We start from the raw sequence: 19528 nt of genomic DNA on the forward strand, positions 1-19528 counted from the left end.
CCTGCGGGTGGGGCGGCGGGACTGCTCAGGGCTTGTAGGTGGACAGGAAGTCGGCGAGCCGCCCGACGGCGTCCTCGATGACCTCCACGCTCGGCAGGGTGACCATCCGGAAGTGGTCAGTGTGCACCCAGTTGAAGGCGCTGCCGTGGGAGATCAGGATCTTCTGCTGCTTCAGGAGGTCCAGGGCGAACTTCTCGTCGTCCTTGATGGGGTAGACGTCCGGGTCGAGCTTCGGGAAGAGGTACAGGGCGCCCTGCGCGACCTCGCAGCTCACGCCCTCGATGGCGTTGAGCATCTGGGCGGCCTTGTCCCGCTGCTGGCGCAGGCGCCCGCCGGGCAGGATCAGGTCGTTGATGCTCTGGTAACCGCCGAGGGCCGTCTGGATGGCGTGCTGCGCGGGGACGTTGGCGCACAGGCGCATGTTCGCCAGGAGGTTGATGCCCTCGATGTAGTTCGCGGCGTCGCGCTTCGGCCCGGAGATGGCCATCCAGCCGCTGCGGAAACCTGCGATGCGGTACGCCTTCGACAACCCGCTGAAGGTGAGGCAGAGGACGTCCTCGCCCGTGACCGAGGCCGCATTGATGTGCACGGCGTCGTCGTACAGGATCTTCTCGTAGATCTCGTCCGCGAAGATGATGAGCCCGTGCTCGCGGGCCAGCCGCACGATCGCCTCGAGGACGGGGCGCGGGTACACCGATCCCGTGGGGTTGTTCGGGTTGATGAGGACGATCCCCCGGGTGTTCGGGGTGATCTTCGAGGCCATGTCCTCGAGGTCCGGCCACCAGTGGTCGTCCTCGTCGCACAGATAGTGCACGGGGGTACCGCCGGCGAGCGCCACGGACGCGGTCCAGAGCGGGTAGTCGGGCGTGGGGATGAGGATCTCGTCGCCGTTGTTGAGCAGGGCCTGCATCGAGAGCGTGATGAGCTCGCTCACGCCGTTGCCGAGGTAGACGTCGTCGACGTCGATCGAGGTGATGCCGCGGCTCTGGTAGTACTGCACGACGGCGGTGCGCGCCGAGAAGATGCCCCGCGAGTCGCTGTAGCCCTGCGACCTGGGCAGGTTGCGGATCATGTCCACGAGGATCGCGTCGGGTGCCTCGAAGCCGAAGGGTGCGGGATTGCCGATGTTGAGCTTGAGGATCCGGTGGCCCTGGGCCTCCATGGTCATGGCGTGCTCGAGCAGAGGCCCCCTGATGTCGTAGAGGACGTTCCGGAGCTTATCCGACTGCGCGTAGGTGGCCATTGGATCAGAATGCCATATCGGGGTGCCGCAGCAGGGGCCCGGGGGGGGGGGGGGGGGGGGGGGGGGGGGGGGGAGGGGGGGGGGGGGGNCCCGGCACGCGGCGGGATGACGCCGCGTGCCGGGCCCCTGAGGGGTGGACCCGGGAACCGGGATCAGCCCGCGAGGCCCTTCGCCGCGAGCCAGTCGGCCGCCGCATCCGCCGGGTTGCGCTTCTCGGAACCGCTGACCTCGCGGTTCAGCGAGAGCAGGTCCTCGGTGGTCAGCTGTCCCGAGACCTCGTTCAGGACCTCCTGCGCCTCCGCGCTGACGGTGTCCGTGTTGATGAGCGGGAGCACCTGCTGGGCGATGAAGTTGTCCTCCGGGTCCTCGAGGACCACGAGGTCGTTGTCCTCGATCGACGGCGTGGTCGTGTAGATGTCGGCCGCCTGCACGTCGTCGTTCAGCAGCGCCTGCAGGGTGATGTCCCCGCCGCCGTCGTTGATCGCCTCGAAGCCGCCGGGCTCGCAGCCGTACTTGTCCTTCAGGCCGGGCAGGCCGTATGCGCGCTCCTGGAAGGTGCTCGGGGCGCCGATGGTGATCTCACCGCAGACCTTCGCGAGGTCGGCGAGGGACTCGAGGTCGTACTTCTCGGCCGTCGCCGCCGTGACGACCAGTGCGTCCTTGTCCTCGGCCTTGGAGGGCTCGAGTACGCCGAGCTTCACGTCGGGCGACTTCGCGGCGAGCGCGTCCGGCAGGGCCGCCAGGATGTCCTGGGCGGACGCCGCCGTCGCCTCGGGATCGGCGAACAGCAGCAGGTTCCCGCCGTACTCGGGCAGGATGTCGATCGATCCGTCCTCGAGGGCGGAGTAGTAGATCTCGCGCGACCCGATGTTGGGCTTCGTCGTCGCCTCGACGCCGGCCGCGGTGAGCGCTCCGGCGTAGATCTCGGCGATGATCTGGCTCTCGGGGAAGTCAGCAGAACCGACGACGACGGACCCGCCGGCGGCGCTCGCGGTGCTCTCCGTGGCGCCCTGGGGGTCGCTGTCGGCACCGCATGCGGTCAACGCCAGCGTGGCCGTCAGGCCGCCGGCCAGTCCCATCAAGGCGCGCCGGGTGGCGCTTCGGGCTGACAGGTTCTTCATGGTGTTCCTCCTTGTGCTCCGGCGACGGCCTTCTGCCGGCCGGAATCTCTGGTTTTCTGTGAGCCGGTTGCCCGGAGGCCCGGTGGAACGGCGAGTCGCTGCACCATGCCCAGGAGCAGATCGACGGCGATCGCGAGGACGGTGATGACGACGGCGCCGCCGAAGAGGCGCCCGTAGTCGGCGAGCTGGGTGCCCTCGACGAGGTACACCCCGAGCCCACCGAGGTTGATGAAGGCCACGACGGCCGCGGTCGCGATGACCTGCAGGACCGCGGCCCGGACCCCTCCGAGGATCACCTGCAGGCCGTTGGGCACCTCGACCCGGAGAAGGATCTGCAGTTCGCCCATGCCCATGCTCCGCGCGGCGTCCACCACGGTGCGGTCCACCGACGCGATGCCCGCGTAGATCCCGCTCAGCAGGGGTGGGACGGCCAGCAGCACGAGCGCCCAGATGGGGGGCATCAGCCCGAGCCCGGCGAGCAGCGTGAACAGGAACACCATGCCGAGTGTCGGCAGGGCGCGGAGGATGCCGACGCCGGAGACGATGACGACGCGGCCGCGGCCCGTATGGCCGACGTACAGGCCGACCGGCACGGCGATGGCGAGAGCTATCAGCAGGGTCAGCCCGGTGAAGCCGAGGTGCTCGACGATGCGCGTGGGGATCCCGCGGTCGCCCTCCCAGTTCGCGGGCGCGGTGAGCCACTCCCACATCTGCACGAAGAGATTGGTGCTCGAGTAGTCCATCAGGCACCCGCCACCTTCGCCTCGGGCGCGACCGCCTCTGCGGCCGCCCCCGACCCGCGGGACCTGCCGGCGCGTGCGCTCCGCGCCCACGGGGTGAGCAGCCGCTCTGTGAGCACGAGGACCAGGTCGAGGACGAGGGCCAGCAGGAGGATGATGGCGATCCCGACGGCGATCTCCGTCGGGAAGGAGCGGAACAGGCCGTCGGTGAACAGGGTCCCGAGGCTCGGTACCCCGATGAGGGCGCCGACGCTGACGAGCGAGATGTTGGTGACCGAGACGACGCGCAGGCCCGCGAACAGCACGGGCAGCGCCAGCGGGAGGTCCACCGTCAGGAACCGGCGCACGGGCATGTACCCCATGGCGATCGCCGCCTGGCGGACGCCGTCGTCGATCGAGTCGAGGGCGTCGAGCGTGGACCGGACGAGCAGGGAGAACGCGTAGACGGACAGCGCGACGATCACGTTGACGGGATCGATCACCTTGGTCCCGAGGATCACGGGGAGGAACACGAACATGGCCAGCGACGGGATGGTGTAGAGGATCGAGGAGCCGGTCAGCAGCACCGACCCGACCACCGGGTTAAGCCGGGCGAGCTGGGCCATCGGGACGGCGGCGAGGACGCCGATGACCAGCGGCACGATCGCCTGGAACAGGTGGAGGCGCGTGTGCAGCCAGATGAAGTCGAGGTTGGAGAGGAACCAGTCCACGGTCACACCGCCGTATCGTGCTGGGCGCGGCCCCGGTCGAGCCGCGCGGCTTCGATGAGCTCGAAGACCTCGGTGGCCCGGACGACACCCACGGCGCGTCCGTCGTCGTCGATCGTCACGCCGAGGCCCGAGGGCGAGGACAGTGCGGCGTCGAGCGCGCGGCGCAGCGAGTCGCCCCGCGTGTACAGCGACCCGCCGGGTACGGCATCCGCCTGCCGCGTGATGCTCGCGCGCGTGGCCTGCGGGATCCAGCCGTGCGGGCGCCCGTCGGCGTCGACGAGGAGGGTCCAGGGCGAGTGCACGGGGACGGTCGGATCGGCGAGGTGCTCCGCGTCGATGGTCTCGACGGGGTGGATGGTGACGCCGTCGCCCTCCTGGAAGGAGAGGTGCCGGAAACCGCGGTCACGTCCGACGAAGCCGGCGACGAAGTCGTCAACGGGTGCCCGGAGGATCTCCTCGGGCGCGGCGAACTGCGCGAGGCGCCCCCCGACGGCGAACACCGCCACCTTGTCCCCGAGGATGGTCGCCTCGTCGATGTCGTGCGTGACGAAGACGATGGTCTTCGCGAGATCGCGCTGCAGGCGCAGCAGTTCCTCCTGCAGTTCGGCGCGGACCACGGGGTCCACGGCACTGAACGGCTCGTCCATGAGGAGCACGGGCGGGTCCGCCGCGAGGGCCCGCGCCACGCCGACGCGCTGCTGCTGGCCGCCCGAGAGCTGCGCGGGGTACCGGCGGCCGAGGTCGGGGGCGAGCCCGACGACGTCGAGCAGTTCACGCGCACGCCGGCGTGCCTCCGCCTTCCCGACGCCGTTGAGGCGGGGGACGGTCGCGATGTTGTCGAGGACGGTCCGGTGCGGGAGGAGCCCTGAGGACTGCATGACGTACCCCATGGAGCGGCGCAGCTCCGCGGCCCTCTGCCGGCCGATGTCCTGTCCGTCGAGGAGGATCTGCCCGGAGGTCGGTTCCACCATGCGGTTGATCATGCGCAGGGAGGTGGTCTTGCCGCAGCCTGAGGGGCCCACGAAGACGGTGATCCGCCCGCGGTCGATCTCCATCGAGAGGTCCTCGACGGCGGGGCGTCCGCCGTCGTAGGTCTTGGTGACGTTGCGGAACTCGATCATGGGGCGGCTGGAGGCCTGCTCGGGGGGTGTCATGGCAGCTGTGCCTTTCCTGGCAGGAGCTTCTCGGCCGGGCTGCGCCCGCGGGCCGCACGGATGCGGGTCCGGCTTGCCGTCTGTGGGTCGCTGGGCGGAGGCGCAGCGGTCAGTTCAAGCTGTCGGAGGTTCTGAGTCTAACCATCAGTTTGGAGCAGGCAAGACCGCATATGGGTCCGGGGTCGTTGCCGGTTCCCTCCACGGACCGGATGATGCCTGCCGGCGCGGCCGATGCGCCCGGCGGGCCCGGCCCTACTGCCCCAGCAGGAAGCGGACCCCCATGACCGGGTCCTCCTCGAGGAACACCACACGGGTGATGCCCGCGGCCGCGAGCAGCGTCCGGAGGCGTACCTGCAGGTCGGGCTGGTGCATCGCCAGCCCGCCACCGAGGACCACGGGGCCGGGCACGCCGATCACGGAAGCGACGTCGAGCACGAGGCGGGCCAGGGCCACGGCGGCGCGGTCGAGGATGTCGGCGGCGTCGGCGTGGCCGCCCCGTGCCGCGTCGAACACGGCGCGGGACTGCGCCGCCCAATAGGTCCGACCGGCCGCGGAGTGGAACAGCCCGATCAGTTCCGTGGGGGTGGCGACATCGTTGAGCGCCAGTACGGCGGCGTCGAGGGTATCGGCCGGGAGCCCGACGTCGTTCCGGTGCAGGGCCCGTCGGACCGCCTCGCGGGCCACCCAGTAGCCGCTGCCCTCGTCCCCGAGGAGGTAGCCCCAGCCCCCCGAACGCGCCTGGCGGCCGTCCTCCGTGACACCCCAGGCCACCGAGCCGGTCCCGACGATGACGGCGATGCCCGCGCGCGCTTCCCCGGCAGCGAGGATGAGGCGTGTGTCGTGGACGACGTCGATCGCGGCTCCGGGCGCGTGGGGTGCGATCAGGGCGCGGAGCCGGTCGGCATCCGCCCCGGTGTCGACCCCGCCGGATCCCGCGACGACGCACCTGACGGCTCCGGCAGGCCCGGCGGGCGCGGTGGCCAGGAGCTCGCCGAAGAGCTCGCGGAGATTGCGTGCCGCCGCATCCGGCGTGACGTTCTGGACGTTGGCGCTTCCGGCCCGGGCCTCCGCGACGAGCGTGCCGTCCCGCCAGAGCGCGCCATGCGTCTTCGAACCGCCGATGTCGAGGCCGACGACGAGTCCTGCGGCCGGCCCTGCGGCCGGTCTCTCGGTCCCGCGGGCGTCGTCCCGTGTCGCGGACGTCCCGGGCACATCGGGGGCTGCGGACGCGGCCGGACTGGACGACGGGCTGTTCGACGGGCTGTTCGACGGGTTGTTTGACGGGCGGTTCGACATGCCTACAGGGTACAAACAGCGGTCCGCCGGCCGAAGAGCGCGGACCGCCCGACAGGGCGACGTAAGGCGGCCGGGTGTCGGGGCCGGCCCGTCGGGTGCTACCGGGCCCTGCTACCGGGCCTTGCTACCGGGCCCTGCTACCGGGCGGCGCGGGCCGGACGTGCTACCGGGCGCGTACTACCGGGCACCGCGGAGCCGGACGACGAAGGATCCGGTGGCGAGGGCGGCGCAGACTCCGGCGACGGCGAGCGCGAACACCGTGACCGACGCGTTCAGGCCCCAGATCCCCGCTGCGGCACCGAGGCCCAGCACGGGCACGGCGCTGCCGAGATAGGTGATGACGTACACGGCGCTGACCGTCTGGGCGTGCAGCGCGGGCGCGACCCTGACGGAGACCTCGTTGAACACCACCCGGAAGGCCATGCCCTGCCCGAAGCCGGCCGCGAGGCACGCCCCGACGAGCAGGGGCAGGCTGCCGGTGGACTCGGCGACGGGCAGCAGTCCGACCCCGAGTGCCATGCCGGCGAGTCCCAGCGGCACCACGAACCGTCCGCGCGGCGACAGGATCTGGCTGACCGCCGAGGACCCGAGCACGAGGGCAGCGAGGAGGCCGATCAGCGGCCGCGAGGACGTACCCGCGATCCCCGCGAACCAGGTGGGCGCGAGGCTCAGCGTGAAGCCGAACACGGCGAAGCTCAGGAACCCCACGGACGACGCCGTCCAGAACGACCGCCGTGCCTCCCGCGACACGGCCGGCCGGCGCGGACGCAGGGCGGTGAGCGGGCTCTGCCCTTCCGCGGACTTGATCGCGGGCCGTGCGCGCAGCAGCAGCAGCGGCACCAGCAGGCTCGCGAGAACCACGAGGTAGACGAGGAAGGGGGTCCTGGTGGGCACCGGCAGCAGCGAGAGGAGCCCGCCGATCACAGGACCTGCGGCCACGCCTCCGGCCGAGGCCATCAGGGTGAAGCGGGACGCCCAGTCGGGGCGCGTGGGCAGCAGATCACGGAGTGCGGCCGCGCTCGCACCGGTTGCCAGGGCGACCGCGCCGCCCTGCAGCGCACGCCCCGCCGCCAGCATGGGCAGCGAGGTAGCGACGGCGAACAGGGCGGCTCCGAACAGTCCGAGGACGACGGCGAGGACGAGTGCGGCGCGCCGGCCGATGTGGTCGGACCAGTGGCCGGCAAGGACGAGCCCGCCGATCAGTGCGACGACGTAGGAGGCGAAGGCGACGGTGACGGCGAAGGGCGTCAGCCCGAGATCAGCCTGGATGAGGGGATAGAGGGGCGTGGCGAGATTCGCGCCGACGAGCAGGGTGGAGATCACCGTCACTGCGAGCGCGAGACGGACGGCAAGGGAGGCGTCCCAGCTGCGGCGCTCGGCCGCCGTCGGCCGCATCCGCAGCTCGTTGATGACGCTCATCCCGCTTCTCCTTGCTCGCACGCGCCAACAGTAGGCGTTACCCCGGGCGGATCGGATCCGGGCTTCTATAGGATGGAACGTATTGCACTCCCTGTCGCATCATAGGCTCACATTTTGAGCGTCGTGCGCAACTCAGGTGCAGTGGACTGACAGGAAGTGAGCTTCATGAGCAAGCTGGACAGACTCGACCTGCGCCTGCTCCTCGAGCTGGTGCGGGATCCGCGGGCGCAGGTGAGTGAGCTCGGTGAGCTGCTCGGGGTGGCCCGCAACACGGCGCAGACCCGGATCCGCCGGCTGCTCCGCGCGGGGGTCCTCCGCGTGGGCGGGCGCGAGCTCGATCTCGAGGCGCTCGGCTTCGACGTCGTCGCCTTCATCACCATCGAGGTGGCTCACCGCGAGCTCGACGGCGTGATCGCCGGACTCCGTACGCTCAACCAGGTCCTCGAGGTGCACGAGATCTCCGGCCGCGGCGACGTCTGGTGCCGTGTGGCCGCGACGGACACCCACCACCTCCAGGCCGCCCTGCGGTCGGTCCTGAAGATCAAGGGTGTCATCCGCACCGAGACCGTCCTCGCGTTGCACGAGCACATCCCGTACCGCACCGAGCCCCTGCTCGAGCGCCTCGTGCAACACCCCGCCGACGCCTGAGCGAACCCGATCCGTGACGGTTTCCGCCCGCCCTGCCCGACCTGCCCGACTTGCCCCCGACCCGTCCAGGAGACCCACATGGCCCTGCCCACCACCGATACCCGCGTGACCTACCCCCAGGGAGCCGTCGAGTCCGTGTCCCGCGTGCTGCACGTCGAGGCCCGTGACGACGGCCGGCACGCCGTGCTGCTGGACACCACGGCGTTCCACCCCGTGGACTCCGCGTGGCCCGACCAGGGCGCCGACCGCGGCGGACTCGAGGCCGCGGGAGGCAGCTGGCCCGTGACCGACTGCGTGGTCGGCGCGACGGACGGCACCACCCTCTACCTCGGAACGGAGTCGCCCGTCCGCAAGGGCGCCGAGGGCTGGGCGTTCGTCGTCGTGCACCTGACCGACGGGGATGCGCCGGCGGAGGGCGACGACGTCGTCGTACGGGTGGACGCCGCGTACCGGGCGGCGGTGTCGGCCGGGCACACCGGGTGCCATCTGGCCTCGCTGGCGCTCAACCGGGCCCTGGAGGACCGCTGGAGGAAGGAGGTCGCCGCGGACGCCCTCGGGGCGCCGAACTTCGATGCCCTGGCGATCGACACGACCGTCATCGGCGAGTTCGGATCGGTCGACACCTACCGGATGGGCAAGTCCCTGCGCCGGAAGGGTTTCAGCGTCGAGGACCTCGACGCCGGCGCGACGGCCCGGACCGTGAACGCGACGCTCGCGACCTGGACGGCCACCGGCGCGACGATCGCCATCGCGGCGGACGGACCGGGCCTCACGGACCGGCGCCGGTGGGTGTGCGACCTGCCGGGCGAGCGCGCGGAGATCCCGTGCGGCGGCACGCACCTGTCCTCGCTGGCGGGACTCGACGTGACCGTTGACCTGGAACTGACGGACACGGACGGCACGCCGGTGCTGCTCATGCGGACGCGCGCCGTACCGGCCGCGCCGACGACTGCGCCCACGACTGCTTAGGCTCCCCCGCCACGGCCCGCGCCGAGCGATCGCGCCTCCTCGAGGAACTGCTCGGCGACCTCCAGGCGGGACACCGCCTCCGAGGCGTCGCGGCCGTCCGTTCCGCTCCGCCGCGCCCCGGCGATGAGCGTGAGGCTCACGGCCGCGGCCCTGCTCCTGAGCGCCACCGGGTCGACGTTCCGGTCGAAGGCCCGTAGGAACCGCAGCAGTGCCTGCGGGACGTGCGTGTAGCCGGCGTGCAGGCCCGGCAGGACGGCGATGTGCCCGAGGAAGCAGGCGAGGTCGTCCACGAGGCGTCCGGGGCCGAGCGCGTCGACGTCCAGCAGCCCCGACACCGCGCCGCCCGTGATCAGGAGGTTGCCCTCGTAGAAGTCTCCGTGGGTGGGGACGAGAGGACCCCCGTCGCTCGAGCGGACCATCTCGTCGATACCTGCCGCGAGGTGCCGGATCCGGGCCGCCTGCGCCGGCAGCGCGGCCACCGCACCTTCACCGTAGTCACGCACGCGCGCAGCCCACGGCGGGCGGACGGGGAGGGAGAGGACGGCGCGAGGCAACGACCCCAGTACCTCGACGAGGGCGTGCGGATCGACGTCGGCCGCGCCGTCGCGCATGAGGAGGTCGGCGAACGGCGTGCCCGGGGCGGGATGCATGGCGACGACGTCCTGCACCGGCTCCCCCGCGACGACGGGGGCCGGCACACCGGCCGCGCGCAGCATCCGGTGCCTGTCCGCGAGTGGACCGGCACCGTTGCGTCGCAGGACCTTCAGGTAGCGGCGCTCCTCCCCGTTGTCGGCGAGCACCACGGCGCGGCGCAGGGGCCGGTAGCTGCGCAGGCCGAGGACCGTCGCCCGCGGCTCGTGGCCGGATCCGAAGGCGAGCGCCGTCACGCGCTCCTGATCGAGGGCGAGCGGGAGCCCCGGCAGGAGCGGATCGGCAGGATGCACCCACACCGCGAGCGCGTCCGTCCCGCGACGGTGGAAGACCACGACGCCGGCCGTCGGATGCGGGACGGCGCAGGACGTGATGCAGGCATACGCCGGCGCCGGGGACGCTCGGGACCGGCGGCCGGGCGAGCGCCGGGCAGGGCGGACCTGGACGGAGAAGATACCTGTCACGCCTGCTCCGGGCCGGTGGTGCAGGGAGGCGAGCTGCCAGGATCCGAGGTCCCAGCCGGCCCCCGCGAGCGCCTTCCGCAGGAGGTCCGCGGGCGCATCGGACTCGAGGAGCGCCATGGTCTCCTGCTCACGGACGATCCGTGCCTGCCTCGCCCTCATGCGGCCCCCAGGAGATGCCTACGGGGGCCGGTACCCGGCTCCCCTGCGATGTGGTGCCCTGTCAGGCGCGCCGACGCTGCAGCACGTCGTCGAGGTTGATCCGTCCCGTGGCGGGGGCGGCGTCGTGCGCGGTGTCGTCCGTCGCGGCGATGCGGGCAGCGGCCTCGGACGCCTTGATGGGCGTCCTGGAGATCGGCTTCGGGGCTTCGGGCAGATCCAGTGGTGCGGGAGCCTGGCGTTCGGCCTTCGCAGCGTCGACGTAGGTGGGTCGGGGGACGTCGACGGGAGCCCACTCCGGCGCGGTCCGCTCGACCGCGTCGCCGGTGCCGGCCGTGGCTGCTGCGCCGGTATCCTGCGCGGAGGCGCTCCGGACGTCCACGACGGTCGAGCCGTGCGCCACAGCCAGGGCGGCGGTGCGCATTTCCATCGGCGTGAGGCGGCGCGTGGCGGTCTCTTCGGCGTCGAACAGGCTGGTGGGCCGTCGGGGTGCTGCGGGTGCTACGGGAAGGGCGGCGGGGAGCCCGGCAGGCTCGGCCTCACGGTCGGGCGCCATCGCGTGGAGGAACGCCTGGTCCACGCGCGCACGCCGGGCGCGGACGGTGAGCATCCTGAGGACGGCCACGGCGGCCACGGCGACAGCGAGGGACACCGCGGGGAGCAGGAGGGAGACGACGCCGAACGCTGCCGGCACGAGCGTCACCAGCGCGGTCAGGAGGGCCACCAGGCCTACGAGCGCGACTCCGATGCGCCCCCATCTCGGGCTGAAGGACGGGGTTCCGGTGGGCGCCACGGCGGGCAGGCCCGCGGGCTCATCCGGTGGGGAGGGCGGGACCGGCGTGGATCCCGTGGTGCGTGCATCGTCCTGTGGCGCGGTCATGGTCATCATGCTCCCTGCGGGACGGCGGGTCCCGCGTCGTGGCGATCGGTATGTGCTCTCGGCAGTCGCCGGTAGGGTCCTCCTGAGCACGGAAGGGGCCACCCGGACCAGCCACAATCCGACGATTGCGGCGAGCACCAGCGAGCTATCCAGGGAGAGGACCACACTTAGAACCGTAGGAGCACTTCGTGCCCCGTCCCCGCATTGGGCTCGGTGTGTCGGGGCCTAATATGCTTGCCGCGGCATTCGACCGACCGCTCAGCCATGGTGGGATCGCCCGCTCTCGAGCCAGGGCGCCAGCAGGCCGCGCGGCACCTCCTCCGCGGTCAGCGCGAAACTCCGATGGTCCGCCCACTGGCCGGCGATGTGCAGGTACCGGGGCCGCAGTCCCTCGTCGCGGAACTGCAGCTTCTCGACGACCCGGAGGCTGGCACGGTTCTCGGGCCTGATGTTGATCTCCATCCGGTGCAGGCCCAGGTCCCCGAAGCAGTAGTCGGTGGCCAGGGCCACCGCCGTCGGGGCGATGCCCCGGCCGGCCCGCTCGACGTCCACCCAGTACCCGAGGGTTGCCGTGAGGGCGGATCCCCAGGTGATCCCCGAGACGGTCAGCTGCCCCACGAGCCGCGCGTCACGGGAGCCCGGGGGCTGCTCCGTGATGAGGAACGGCAGTGCCGTGCCTGCCCTGGCCTGCGAGGTGAGGGACCGCACCATCTGGTGGTAGGTGGGCAGGAAGCCTTCCGGGTCGGGATTCGAGGCTTCCCACGGCGCGAGCCACCGGGCGTTGCGGTGCCTCAGCGCCGTCCACGCTGCCTTGTCCCTGTGGCGGATGGGCCTCAGGACGAGGGAACCCGTCCTGAGGCTCACGGGCCAGCTGGTCGCCGACCACATGGCGTACGCTCCGTGCTAGTCCGTGAGGTTCTTGCTGAAGTCCCTGATCCAGGCGCGGAGGTCCGGCCCGAGGTCCTCCCGCTCCGAGGCCAGCGTCACCACGGCCTTGAGGTAGCTCAGCTTGTCGCCCGTGTCGTAGCGGCGGCCGCGGAACACCACGCCGTACACACCGGAGCCTTCGCCGTCTGCGGCCGCGAGGGTCTGCAGGGCGTCGGTCAGCTGGATCTCGCCGCCGCGGCCGGGTTCGGTGGTCTCGAGGACGTCGAACACGCGGGGGTGGAGGACGTAGCGGCCGATCACGGCGAGGTTGGAGGGCGCCTCCTCGACGGAGGGCTTCTCGACGAGCTGGTTCACGCGGACGTGGTCCTCGCCGTCGATCTCGGTGATGTCGGCGCAGCCGTAGGCGCTGATCTGCTGGGGATCGACCTCGATGAGCGCGATCACGGAGCCGCCGGTCTTGGCCTGGACCGCGATCATGGTCTCGAGCAGCGGGTCGCGGTCGTCGATGAGGTCGTCGCCGAGGAGTACGGCGAAGGGCTCGTTGTTGACGTGCAGCTTGGCGCGGAGGACGGCGTGCCCGAGACCCTTGGGGTCGCCCTGGCGGAGGTAGTGGATGTCGCCGAGCTCGGAGGGGCGGCGCACCGCGGCCAGCTTGTCGTGGTCGCCCTTGGCCTCGAGCGTCTGCTCGATGAAGGGCACGCGGTCGAAGTGGTCCTCCAGGGCGCGCTTGTTCCGACCGGTGATCATCAGGACGTCGGACAGGCCGGCGTCCACGGCCTCCTGCACGACGTACTGGATGGCGGGCTTGTCCACCACGGGGAGCATTTCCTTGGGCATGGCCTTCGTGGCGGGCAGGAACCGGGTTCCCAGGCCGGCCGCGGGGATAACGGCCTTCGTCACACGTGATCGCAGAGTCATGGGCACAACACTACATAATGGGCGCCCGATCCCCGGGCTGCCATCACAATGGTGGGATGAGCCTCGCCGGACGTGATACGGGAAAGCATTCTCTACGCGCATCGCTGCGCGCCGCGCGCTCCGCGCTGGACCCGGCCGAGCGGCAGGCCCAGTCGCAGTCGATCGCCGACGCCGTCCTGGAGTATGCCATGGACGTCCTCGCCCCGACCGGTTCGGGGGATCACCCGACGATCGCCGCCTATCTGGGCCGTGATCCCGAGCCGCGCACCGAGCACCTGCTGCATGAGTTGCACACGCGCGGGTTCGGTGTCGTCGTACCCGTATGCGAGCCGGCGTACCAGCTGTCATGGGTGATGTGGGCCCCGGGCGCCGCGCTCCGGAGGTCCGTCCGCGCGCCGGTCGACGAGCCCGTCGGCCCGCGGCGCCCCTTCGAGGAGGTGCCCTCCGTGGGCCTGATCCTCGTGCCGGCCCTCGCCGTCGACCGGTCGGGGCAGCGCCTCGGCCAGGGCGGCGGCTACTACGACCGCTTCCTCGCGCAGCATCCCGCAGACTCCCGCGGAACGCCGCTCCGGCTGGGCGTGGTGTACCGGTCGGAACTCCTGCCGGCCGGCGCCGTCCCGGCCGAACCCTTCGACCAGCCACTGGGCGGTGTATTCACCGCTGAGGGGCTCCAGTGCTTCGAGGCGGTCGGCGGGTCGGTGTAGACTGGCACTCGACCCCGGAGAGTGCCAAGAGCAGCGGCCGGAAGAGCCGTCCGGGGGCCACGAAGTTCGTCCAGGAGGATTTCCATGCCCATGTACGCCTATGCCTGCAAGGACTGCGGCCATGCCTTCGACATGCAGCAGTCGTTCTCGGAGGACTCCCTGACCGTGTGCCCGGCGTGCGGCGGCACCCTGCGCAAGAAATTCAACAGCGTGGGCGTGGTGTTCAAGGGCTCGGGGTTCTACCGGAACGACTCCCGGTCGACGACGACGAGCACGGACGCCGGCGCGCCGTCGACCTCCTCCGCGCCGTCCACGGCCGCATCCGACTCCTCGGGCGGGTCCAAGGCCGCATCCTCCACGTCCTCCGCCTCTTCGACCTCGACGGGCAGCGCCGCGGCGTCCTGACCGGGCCGACCTGAAGACTGCGTCCTGCTCCCCCAGCGGACCATGGCTCCCTCCAACGGGCCGGCGGCTTCCTCCCGCGGACCGGGACCTTCTCATCGGACGGGTGGTGCGGCCGTCGGGCCGGTGTCCACATAGCTGCGGCTCCCCGCGGTGGCCGGGGGCACCCGGTCTACGGTCGGCGCATGACCACGACCAGCTTCTCCCGGGAGGCCCCCGTCCGCTACCGTCTCCGCAGGCTGCTGCACCGCCGCAAGCGGCTCCTCGCGTGCCTGCTCCTCAGCATCGCGGCGGGCGTGGCGGTGGAAGGGCTGGTGGGTGACGACTACACCACGACGACGGTGGTCACCGCTGCCCGCGATCTCCCTGTCGGCACGGTGCTCGCGGAGTCCGACGTCGCTCTCGTCCGACTGCCCGAGGCGGCGGTTACAGGCCGAGCTTTCGAGCAGCCGGACCTCCTGGTGGGCCAGCAGCTGGCTGCTCCCCTGGACCAGGGGTCGCCCATCCCGACCACCGCTCTCGTGGGCGACGGCATGCTGACGGGCACTCCTCCCGGCACCGTCGCCGTCCCGCTCCGACCGGCCGACCCGGGGATCGTCCAGCTCCTCGTGCCCGGCCAGCTCGTCGACGTGGTCCTGACCACCGGCAACGGCTACGAAGCCCCGGCCGAATCGATTGTTCTCGCCCGCTCGGTCGCCGTCCTGTGGACGGACTCCGGCGCGGGAGGAACCGCCGGCACCTGGCCCGGGGCCGGCGGCGATGAGGGGCTCGTCGTCGTCGCGGCGGGTGCCGACGAAGCTGCCGCCCTCGCGGGGGCCTCCAGCTCCGGGGACGTCCACCTGGTTCTGACGACCAAGCCGTGAACGGTCAGGGCACGACCAGGGCATGGTCACCCAGCCGGACCCGCCGAACCGGGCAGAGCCGCCGGACCGGTCAGAGCCGTCGGAGCGGACAGAGCCGTCGGAGCGGACAGAGCCGTCGGAGCGGTCAGCCCCAGTGCGGGGGCCGCTGCTCCTTAAGCCACTCGTCGTGGTTCTCCTCCGTGTCCCCCCAGGACCGGGGGTCGTCCTCGGCGGCGGTGGCCGGGAGGACCGGGGCCTGATCGGTTCCGGCGGCCTCACGACCATCGTCGCTCGCGTCTCCGTCGCTCGCGCTTCCGGTCTTCTGCTCGTCGCTGGCCATCAGTGCATCGTCCTTCGGTGCATCGTCCTTCCGGGTCCGTGCGGGTTGGGAGGTCTCCCTCGGCGGCAGTCCGAGGACGGCGGAGGCACGTTCCGCGCAGCCGTCCGGATCGGTGAAGACCTCGATGGTCCACAGCGGCATGTACCGCCAGCCCATGCGTTCGAGGACCTGCGGACGGAGCCTGCTGCGTTCCCGGACGGACATCGACCCGTAGCGGGTGGTCCCGTCCGACTCGATCGCCAGCGGCGCGGGTCGCTCGTCCTGGACCGCGGCTGCGCTGCCGTCCGGACGAAGGTCCGCCGGGCGCACCGCGACGATGTCGAGGACGCCGGCGTAGTGGTCCCACACCTCGGCGCCCCGGTGGCGCAGGCGGTCCACGAGGTCCGCGACCAAGGGGTCCTCGTTGCTGCCGGACAGGGCCCGCGGGTTCCCGGTTCCACTGCCCATCTCCCGCTGCAGCAGTTCGAAGAAGTCGAGGGCCCCGGTGGTGAGCCGGTCCGGATCGAGGTCCGTGGGCTGGAAACAGGTCAGCACGTGCTGGAGCCGTCGGGCACGTGTCATGGCAATGACGAAGTTCCGGCGACCGTTCGGGCCCGAGAGCGGGCCGAAGGAGTGAAGCGCCCGGCCGTGGGGGGTGCGGCCGTAGCCGAGCGAGAAGATGATGTCGTCCCGGACCAAACCGCCCGCCCGTTCCACGGGCACCACACGGAAGGCCTCCCTGCCGGGCGTGAAGAAGTCGGCGGCCCAGGGGAACTCGGTCATCTGCAGCCGGATCGCCTCGCCCACGCGGGCTGCATGCCGGGCGCTGGCGGTGACGACGGCGAGCGAGACGTGCGGGCGGCGGCGGATGTGCTCGAAGACCAGCTCGACCACGCGGTTCACCTCGACGGCGACGCTCTCGACGCCGTCGTGCTCGGAGCTCGGCATGCCGGTGCCGTTCGGCAGGTACTCGACCACGAGGCCACGTCCGCTGCCGGTGACCTCGGAGGCCTGCGGGAGGCGGGAGAGCTTCCCGTCGTAGAAGGACTCGCTCAGGTAGGTGTCGAGGCCGCGGTCGACGCCGCGGTACACCTCGGTGAGTCCACGCACGGGCAGCACCTCGCGGAGCGCGTCGAAGGCACTGGGCAGGGGTTCGAGGGTGAAGGCCCGGTCGGCGGACTGCACCTCGATGCTGAAGCGGGTGGGTCCGGCCAGGCGGTCGTCACCGAAGACGGCCACCTGCGAGGCGCGCGCGATGCAGGGCACCGCGCTCTGCAGCGACATCGATTCGCCGTCGAGGATCACGGCGGTGTCGAACGCGTACCCCTCGGGGACGGCGCCCCGGACGGTCAGCGGGCTCACGGCCCAGATGGGCACGAGCGCGGCCACGATCTCGGGGTGGAGGCCCGCGAAGACCTCGAGGGTCAGGGTCCCGTCCTTGAGCTCCTGCCGCAGCCGGGCGGCGTCCCCGGGGTGGCTCTCGACGGCGGCGCGCCACCGCTCGCCGAGCGTCCACCGGATGCGGGCCGGGCCGGACGCGATGTGCGCGTTGTCCGCCAGGCGGTACTCCGCCTCGAGCTTGCGCAGGCTGTCGCCGTCGGACATGGCGAGGTAGTCGTCCCCGCTGATCATCGCCTCGAGGGCTGACTGCCACCATGCGAGTTCGAGCTCGTCCCTCACGCGGTCGGCAGGCACTTCCCGGTCGGCGAGGTCCGTGAGCAGTTCACCCAGGCCCTGCTCGCGCATCTCGTCGAGCAGCAGCGTGCGCTCGGGCAGCGTGGCGAGGGTCTCCTTGTCGAGGGCGAGGTCGCGGAGGAGGGTCTCCAGACCGTCCAGGTCCAGCGCCGCGAGGTCCGGGTGGCCGGAAGTGGGGCGGAGGATCGTGGTCAGTTCCTCGAGCCGTGCCTCCACGGCCCGGTACGACGCGTGGATCTCGGCGAGACCCGTGGGGACGGAGGGGTGGCGTTCGGTCAGGGCGTAGCGCGTCCAGAGCGTGCGCTGCTGCTGAACCTCGCGCAGGGACGTGTGCAGGTCGGAGATATGGACTCCGGGCCGGATGTACTCCTTGGCGACCCGCCGCAGTCGGGACCGCGTCATGGAGCTCATCTCGATGTCGCGTTCCTTCCGCCACGAGGACGGCGCGGTGGCGGAGATCAGGTCGGTGACGGGCCGGTCGAAGATGTCCGGCGTGAACTTGTCGAGGCTGGCGCGGACCGCGACGAGGAGTTCGAGCTGCTCGCCCCACTCCCGGAAGGTCCCGCCCAGCGTGATGTGGGAGTGCTCGGCGACGCGCTGCACCTCGTTCCGGAGTCCGGGGATCTCGGTGGCGAGCTGCTCGGCGAGGCCGTGCGCGTGCTCGGTCTCCTTGCGGTTGAGCAGCTGGGCCCCGTACCAGGGGCTCTGCGTCGACGCCTTGCTGAAGCTGCCCAGCTCGGCGGCGCGCCGCAGGCGCTCGGTGAGCTCCGCGCGGTCCGTGATGGAGTCGAGGACGCTCCGCTTCAGGCGCACGGTGGTGGACGGCGCCGGATCGAGGGCGGTGAGTCCGGCGAGCGACTGCATGGCCTGGTAGGGCGAGCATCCCCAGCGGCTGCGGATGTCGTGGAGGCTCCGTACGTGCTCCGTGAGCTGGTGGCGGTGCCCGGTCAGCGTGGAGTGGAGCGTCCCGAGTTGCGGCTCGACAGCCTTCTCGTTGCGGACAAGGGCACGGATGACGGCTTCGCGCAGCTGCGCCGGCCCGGTCTGGCTGCCGACCTGGAGCACGAGCGAGCCCAGGTTCAGCCCGTCGAGGTCCTGCACGAACTCGTTGAGGGTGCCGCGGCGCTCCGCCGCGACCACCACCCGCCGGCCGGCGGCCGCGGCCCGGGCGGCGACGTTCAGCGCGGTCTGGGTCTGGCCCGTCCCGGGGGGTGTCGCCACCACGAGGCTTACGCCCGCGGAGGCGAGATCGAGGACGTCCTGCTGGGCCCTGTCAGCGTCGAGGACCAGGATCTCCTCGGCGGGGTCCCGCTCGTCGGCGGGCGGGAACTGCAGACCGTCGGCCGCACCGGCGAGGGCCGACGCCGCGTCGGCGTCTCCCCTTGCCGCGCCCACCAGGGCGGCGAGGACGGGATGGTCGGGGTTCAGGGCGGGATCACCCTTGACTCCGGCGAGGTCGGCGAAGGTGGACACCAGGATCCGGTGTTCGACGGACATGCCGCGGACGCCCTCGCTCAGCGCCCGCATGCGCTCGAGGACGGGATGAGGATCGAAGCGCGCCGTGCCGTAGGCGAGGCGCGCGATACCGACGGGGTCGACGCGCAGGCCCTGCTCGTTCCGCAGGTGCCGGACGAGTGCCGGGTTCATACGGGCCTGCTCCGTGATCTGCAGCTCGTAGTCGTCCTGCGAGGGATGCACCGTCAGGGAGACAGCAGTGAGGAGCACGGGGGCGTTCAGCGTCTCGGAGCGTCCCGAGTCGTCCACCGACCGCCACGAGGCCGTCCCGGCGGCGAGGTAGCCGACGTCGATGCCCCGCTCGGTGCCGAGCTCGAAGATCTTCGCGCGGAGGGCGCGCGCCGCGGCCTTGGCGGCGCTGTACTGGACGGGGTCGCGCAGCAGCGTGGACAGGCGCGTCCGTCGGCCCGCCTGGAGCTGGGCGAGCCCCGAGGGATGCGCGTGGGTCAGGTCGATGCTCGTGCCGGCCGAGGGCCGGAAGTGCAGGAGCGTGTCCCCGGTGGCCTGGGGACCGAGGCCCTCGAGCCAGGGCACGAGGAACTCCTGGGCGGACGACGCATCGCCGGACGCGTCGGAGCGCTGCCGCCCCGACCCCGCGCCCTGCGGCTCCTCCGCGGGGGATCCCGCCGTATCCCGCTGGTCCTGCTCCGGCACGGCCGCCTTCTTCCCTGCATTGTCACGTGCTGATCTCGACCAGATTGGCATGTCTTCCAAGCTATCCGAAAAGCGGTCGGACCCCGCGGATAGCAACGCGGCCCGGGCGGATGGGAGGGGGTTCGACGTCCCTCCCGGTT

The 19528-nt window shown here is 71.7% G+C and carries 17 protein-coding genes; 5 read left to right on the plus strand and 12 right to left on the minus strand.

Annotation, left to right across the window (positions count from 1 at the left end):
- Positions 1-25 precede the first annotated feature (25 nt).
- From AC4D2O_RS13015 to AC4D2O_RS13045, 7 genes are all read right to left on the minus strand, one after another.
- Positions 26-1243: a pyridoxal phosphate-dependent aminotransferase gene (locus tag AC4D2O_RS13015; RefSeq protein WP_490907771.1), complete on the minus strand. Its 1218-nt coding sequence runs from the start codon at positions 1241-1243 to the stop codon at positions 26-28.
- A 152-nt stretch (positions 1244-1395) separates the two neighbouring features.
- Positions 1396-2364, minus strand: a complete 969-nt coding sequence (locus AC4D2O_RS13020) for an ABC transporter substrate-binding protein (protein ID WP_490907772.1) — start codon at positions 2362-2364, stop codon at positions 1396-1398.
- Positions 2361-3107, minus strand: a complete 747-nt coding sequence (locus tag AC4D2O_RS13025) for an ABC transporter permease (RefSeq protein ID WP_490907773.1) — start codon at positions 3105-3107, stop codon at positions 2361-2363. Before AC4D2O_RS13025 ends, AC4D2O_RS13020 begins: the two co-directional genes overlap by 4 nt.
- Positions 3107-3814: an ABC transporter permease gene (locus AC4D2O_RS13030; protein ID WP_490907846.1), complete on the minus strand. Its 708-nt coding sequence runs from the start codon at positions 3812-3814 to the stop codon at positions 3107-3109. Before AC4D2O_RS13030 ends, AC4D2O_RS13025 begins: the two co-directional genes overlap by 1 nt.
- Before the next feature lie 2 nt (positions 3815-3816).
- A complete protein-coding gene (locus AC4D2O_RS13035; protein WP_490907847.1) occupies positions 3817-4935 on the minus strand; it encodes an ABC transporter ATP-binding protein in 1119 nt (372 codons plus the stop codon).
- Between the two features lie 285 nt (positions 4936-5220).
- Entirely contained in the window at positions 5221-6264 is a 1044-nt protein-coding gene (locus tag AC4D2O_RS13040) for an N-acetylglucosamine kinase (protein WP_490907774.1), read from the minus strand.
- Between the two features lie 177 nt (positions 6265-6441).
- Positions 6442-7683: an MFS transporter gene (locus AC4D2O_RS13045; protein WP_490907775.1), complete on the minus strand. Its 1242-nt coding sequence runs from the start codon at positions 7681-7683 to the stop codon at positions 6442-6444.
- Between the two features lie 165 nt (positions 7684-7848).
- Here AC4D2O_RS13045 and AC4D2O_RS13050 point away from each other — a divergent pair, with 165 nt between their 5' ends.
- Positions 7849-8331, plus strand: coding sequence for an Lrp/AsnC family transcriptional regulator (locus tag AC4D2O_RS13050; protein ID WP_490907776.1), 483 nt, complete (start codon positions 7849-7851; stop codon positions 8329-8331).
- 78 nt (positions 8332-8409) lie between these two features.
- The gene (locus AC4D2O_RS13055; RefSeq protein WP_490907777.1) at positions 8410-9300 is read left to right on the plus strand and encodes an alanyl-tRNA editing protein; all 891 of its coding nucleotides are present in this window, start codon (positions 8410-8412) and stop codon (positions 9298-9300) included.
- On the opposite strand, the gene AC4D2O_RS13060 is transcribed toward AC4D2O_RS13055, so the two are convergent.
- The 4 genes from AC4D2O_RS13060 to galU form a co-directional block, all read right to left on the minus strand.
- Positions 9297-10574, minus strand: a complete 1278-nt coding sequence (locus tag AC4D2O_RS13060) for a phosphotransferase (protein ID WP_490907778.1) — start codon at positions 10572-10574, stop codon at positions 9297-9299. The genes AC4D2O_RS13055 and AC4D2O_RS13060 overlap by 4 nt on opposite strands.
- 61 nt (positions 10575-10635) lie before the next feature.
- Entirely contained in the window at positions 10636-11451 is an 816-nt protein-coding gene (locus tag AC4D2O_RS13065; protein ID WP_490907779.1) for a hypothetical protein, read from the minus strand.
- Between the two features lie 258 nt (positions 11452-11709).
- Positions 11710-12339, minus strand: a complete 630-nt coding sequence (locus tag AC4D2O_RS13070; protein WP_490907780.1) for a GNAT family N-acetyltransferase — start codon at positions 12337-12339, stop codon at positions 11710-11712.
- Positions 12340-12354: 15 nt separating this feature from the next.
- Positions 12355-13257 (minus strand): UTP--glucose-1-phosphate uridylyltransferase GalU, encoded by a 903-nt coding sequence (galU, locus tag AC4D2O_RS13075; protein WP_490907781.1) that lies wholly within the window; start codon positions 13255-13257, stop codon positions 12355-12357.
- A gap of 56 nt (positions 13258-13313) precedes the next feature.
- Between galU and AC4D2O_RS13080 the strand changes: the two genes are divergently transcribed.
- The 3 genes from AC4D2O_RS13080 (at position 13314) to cpaB (ending at position 15226) form a co-directional block, all read left to right on the plus strand.
- A complete protein-coding gene (locus AC4D2O_RS13080; protein WP_490907782.1) occupies positions 13314-13961 on the plus strand; it encodes a 5-formyltetrahydrofolate cyclo-ligase in 648 nt (215 codons plus the stop codon).
- A gap of 84 nt (positions 13962-14045) precedes the next feature.
- Positions 14046-14366, plus strand: a complete 321-nt coding sequence (locus AC4D2O_RS13085) for an FmdB family zinc ribbon protein (protein WP_490907783.1) — start codon at positions 14046-14048, stop codon at positions 14364-14366.
- A gap of 182 nt (positions 14367-14548) precedes the next feature.
- On the plus strand, positions 14549-15226 hold the full coding sequence (gene cpaB, locus AC4D2O_RS13090) for a Flp pilus assembly protein CpaB (RefSeq protein ID WP_490907784.1): 678 nt from the start codon (positions 14549-14551) through the stop codon (positions 15224-15226).
- A gap of 124 nt (positions 15227-15350) precedes the next feature.
- Here the strand turns inward: cpaB and AC4D2O_RS13095 are convergent, their stop codons facing one another.
- Positions 15351-19439, minus strand: coding sequence for a DUF4011 domain-containing protein (locus AC4D2O_RS13095; RefSeq protein WP_490907785.1), 4089 nt, complete (start codon positions 19437-19439; stop codon positions 15351-15353).
- Between the last annotated feature and the right edge of the window lie 89 nt (positions 19440-19528).

The organism is Arthrobacter sp. TJ-238 (assembly GCF_058269215.1).

Bases quoted from the DNA above. Each gene is read 5' to 3' on its own strand.
- AC4D2O_RS13070 (WP_490907780.1), bottom strand. From the start codon at position 12,339: ATGTGGTCGGCGACCAGCTGGCCCGTGAGCCTCAGGACGGGTTCCCTC.
- AC4D2O_RS13035 (WP_490907847.1), bottom strand. From the start codon at position 4,935: ATGATCGAGTTCCGCAACGTCACCAAGACCTACGACGGCGGACGCCCC.
- AC4D2O_RS13055 (WP_490907777.1), top strand. From the start codon at position 8,410: ATGGCCCTGCCCACCACCGATACCCGCGTGACCTACCCCCAGGGAGCC.
- AC4D2O_RS13020 (WP_490907772.1), bottom strand. From the start codon at position 2,364: ATGAAGAACCTGTCAGCCCGAAGCGCCACCCGGCGCGCCTTGATGGGA.
- AC4D2O_RS13085 (WP_490907783.1), top strand. From the start codon at position 14,046: ATGCCCATGTACGCCTATGCCTGCAAGGACTGCGGCCATGCCTTCGAC.
- AC4D2O_RS13045 (WP_490907775.1), bottom strand. From the start codon at position 7,683: ATGAGCGTCATCAACGAGCTGCGGATGCGGCCGACGGCGGCCGAGCGC.
- AC4D2O_RS13060 (WP_490907778.1), bottom strand. From the start codon at position 10,574: ATGAGGGCGAGGCAGGCACGGATCGTCCGTGAGCAGGAGACCATGGCG.
- AC4D2O_RS13040 (WP_490907774.1), bottom strand. From the start codon at position 6,264: ATGTCGAACCGCCCGTCAAACAACCCGTCGAACAGCCCGTCGAACAGC.
- AC4D2O_RS13025 (WP_490907773.1), bottom strand. From the start codon at position 3,107: ATGGACTACTCGAGCACCAATCTCTTCGTGCAGATGTGGGAGTGGCTC.
- AC4D2O_RS13095 (WP_490907785.1), bottom strand. From the start codon at position 19,439: ATGCCAATCTGGTCGAGATCAGCACGTGACAATGCAGGGAAGAAGGCG.
- AC4D2O_RS13050 (WP_490907776.1), top strand. From the start codon at position 7,849: ATGAGCAAGCTGGACAGACTCGACCTGCGCCTGCTCCTCGAGCTGGTG.
- cpaB (WP_490907784.1), top strand. From the start codon at position 14,549: ATGACCACGACCAGCTTCTCCCGGGAGGCCCCCGTCCGCTACCGTCTC.
- AC4D2O_RS13065 (WP_490907779.1), bottom strand. From the start codon at position 11,451: ATGACCGCGCCACAGGACGATGCACGCACCACGGGATCCACGCCGGTC.
- AC4D2O_RS13015 (WP_490907771.1), bottom strand. From the start codon at position 1,243: ATGGCCACCTACGCGCAGTCGGATAAGCTCCGGAACGTCCTCTACGAC.
- galU (WP_490907781.1), bottom strand. From the start codon at position 13,257: ATGACTCTGCGATCACGTGTGACGAAGGCCGTTATCCCCGCGGCCGGC.
- AC4D2O_RS13080 (WP_490907782.1), top strand. From the start codon at position 13,314: ATGAGCCTCGCCGGACGTGATACGGGAAAGCATTCTCTACGCGCATCG.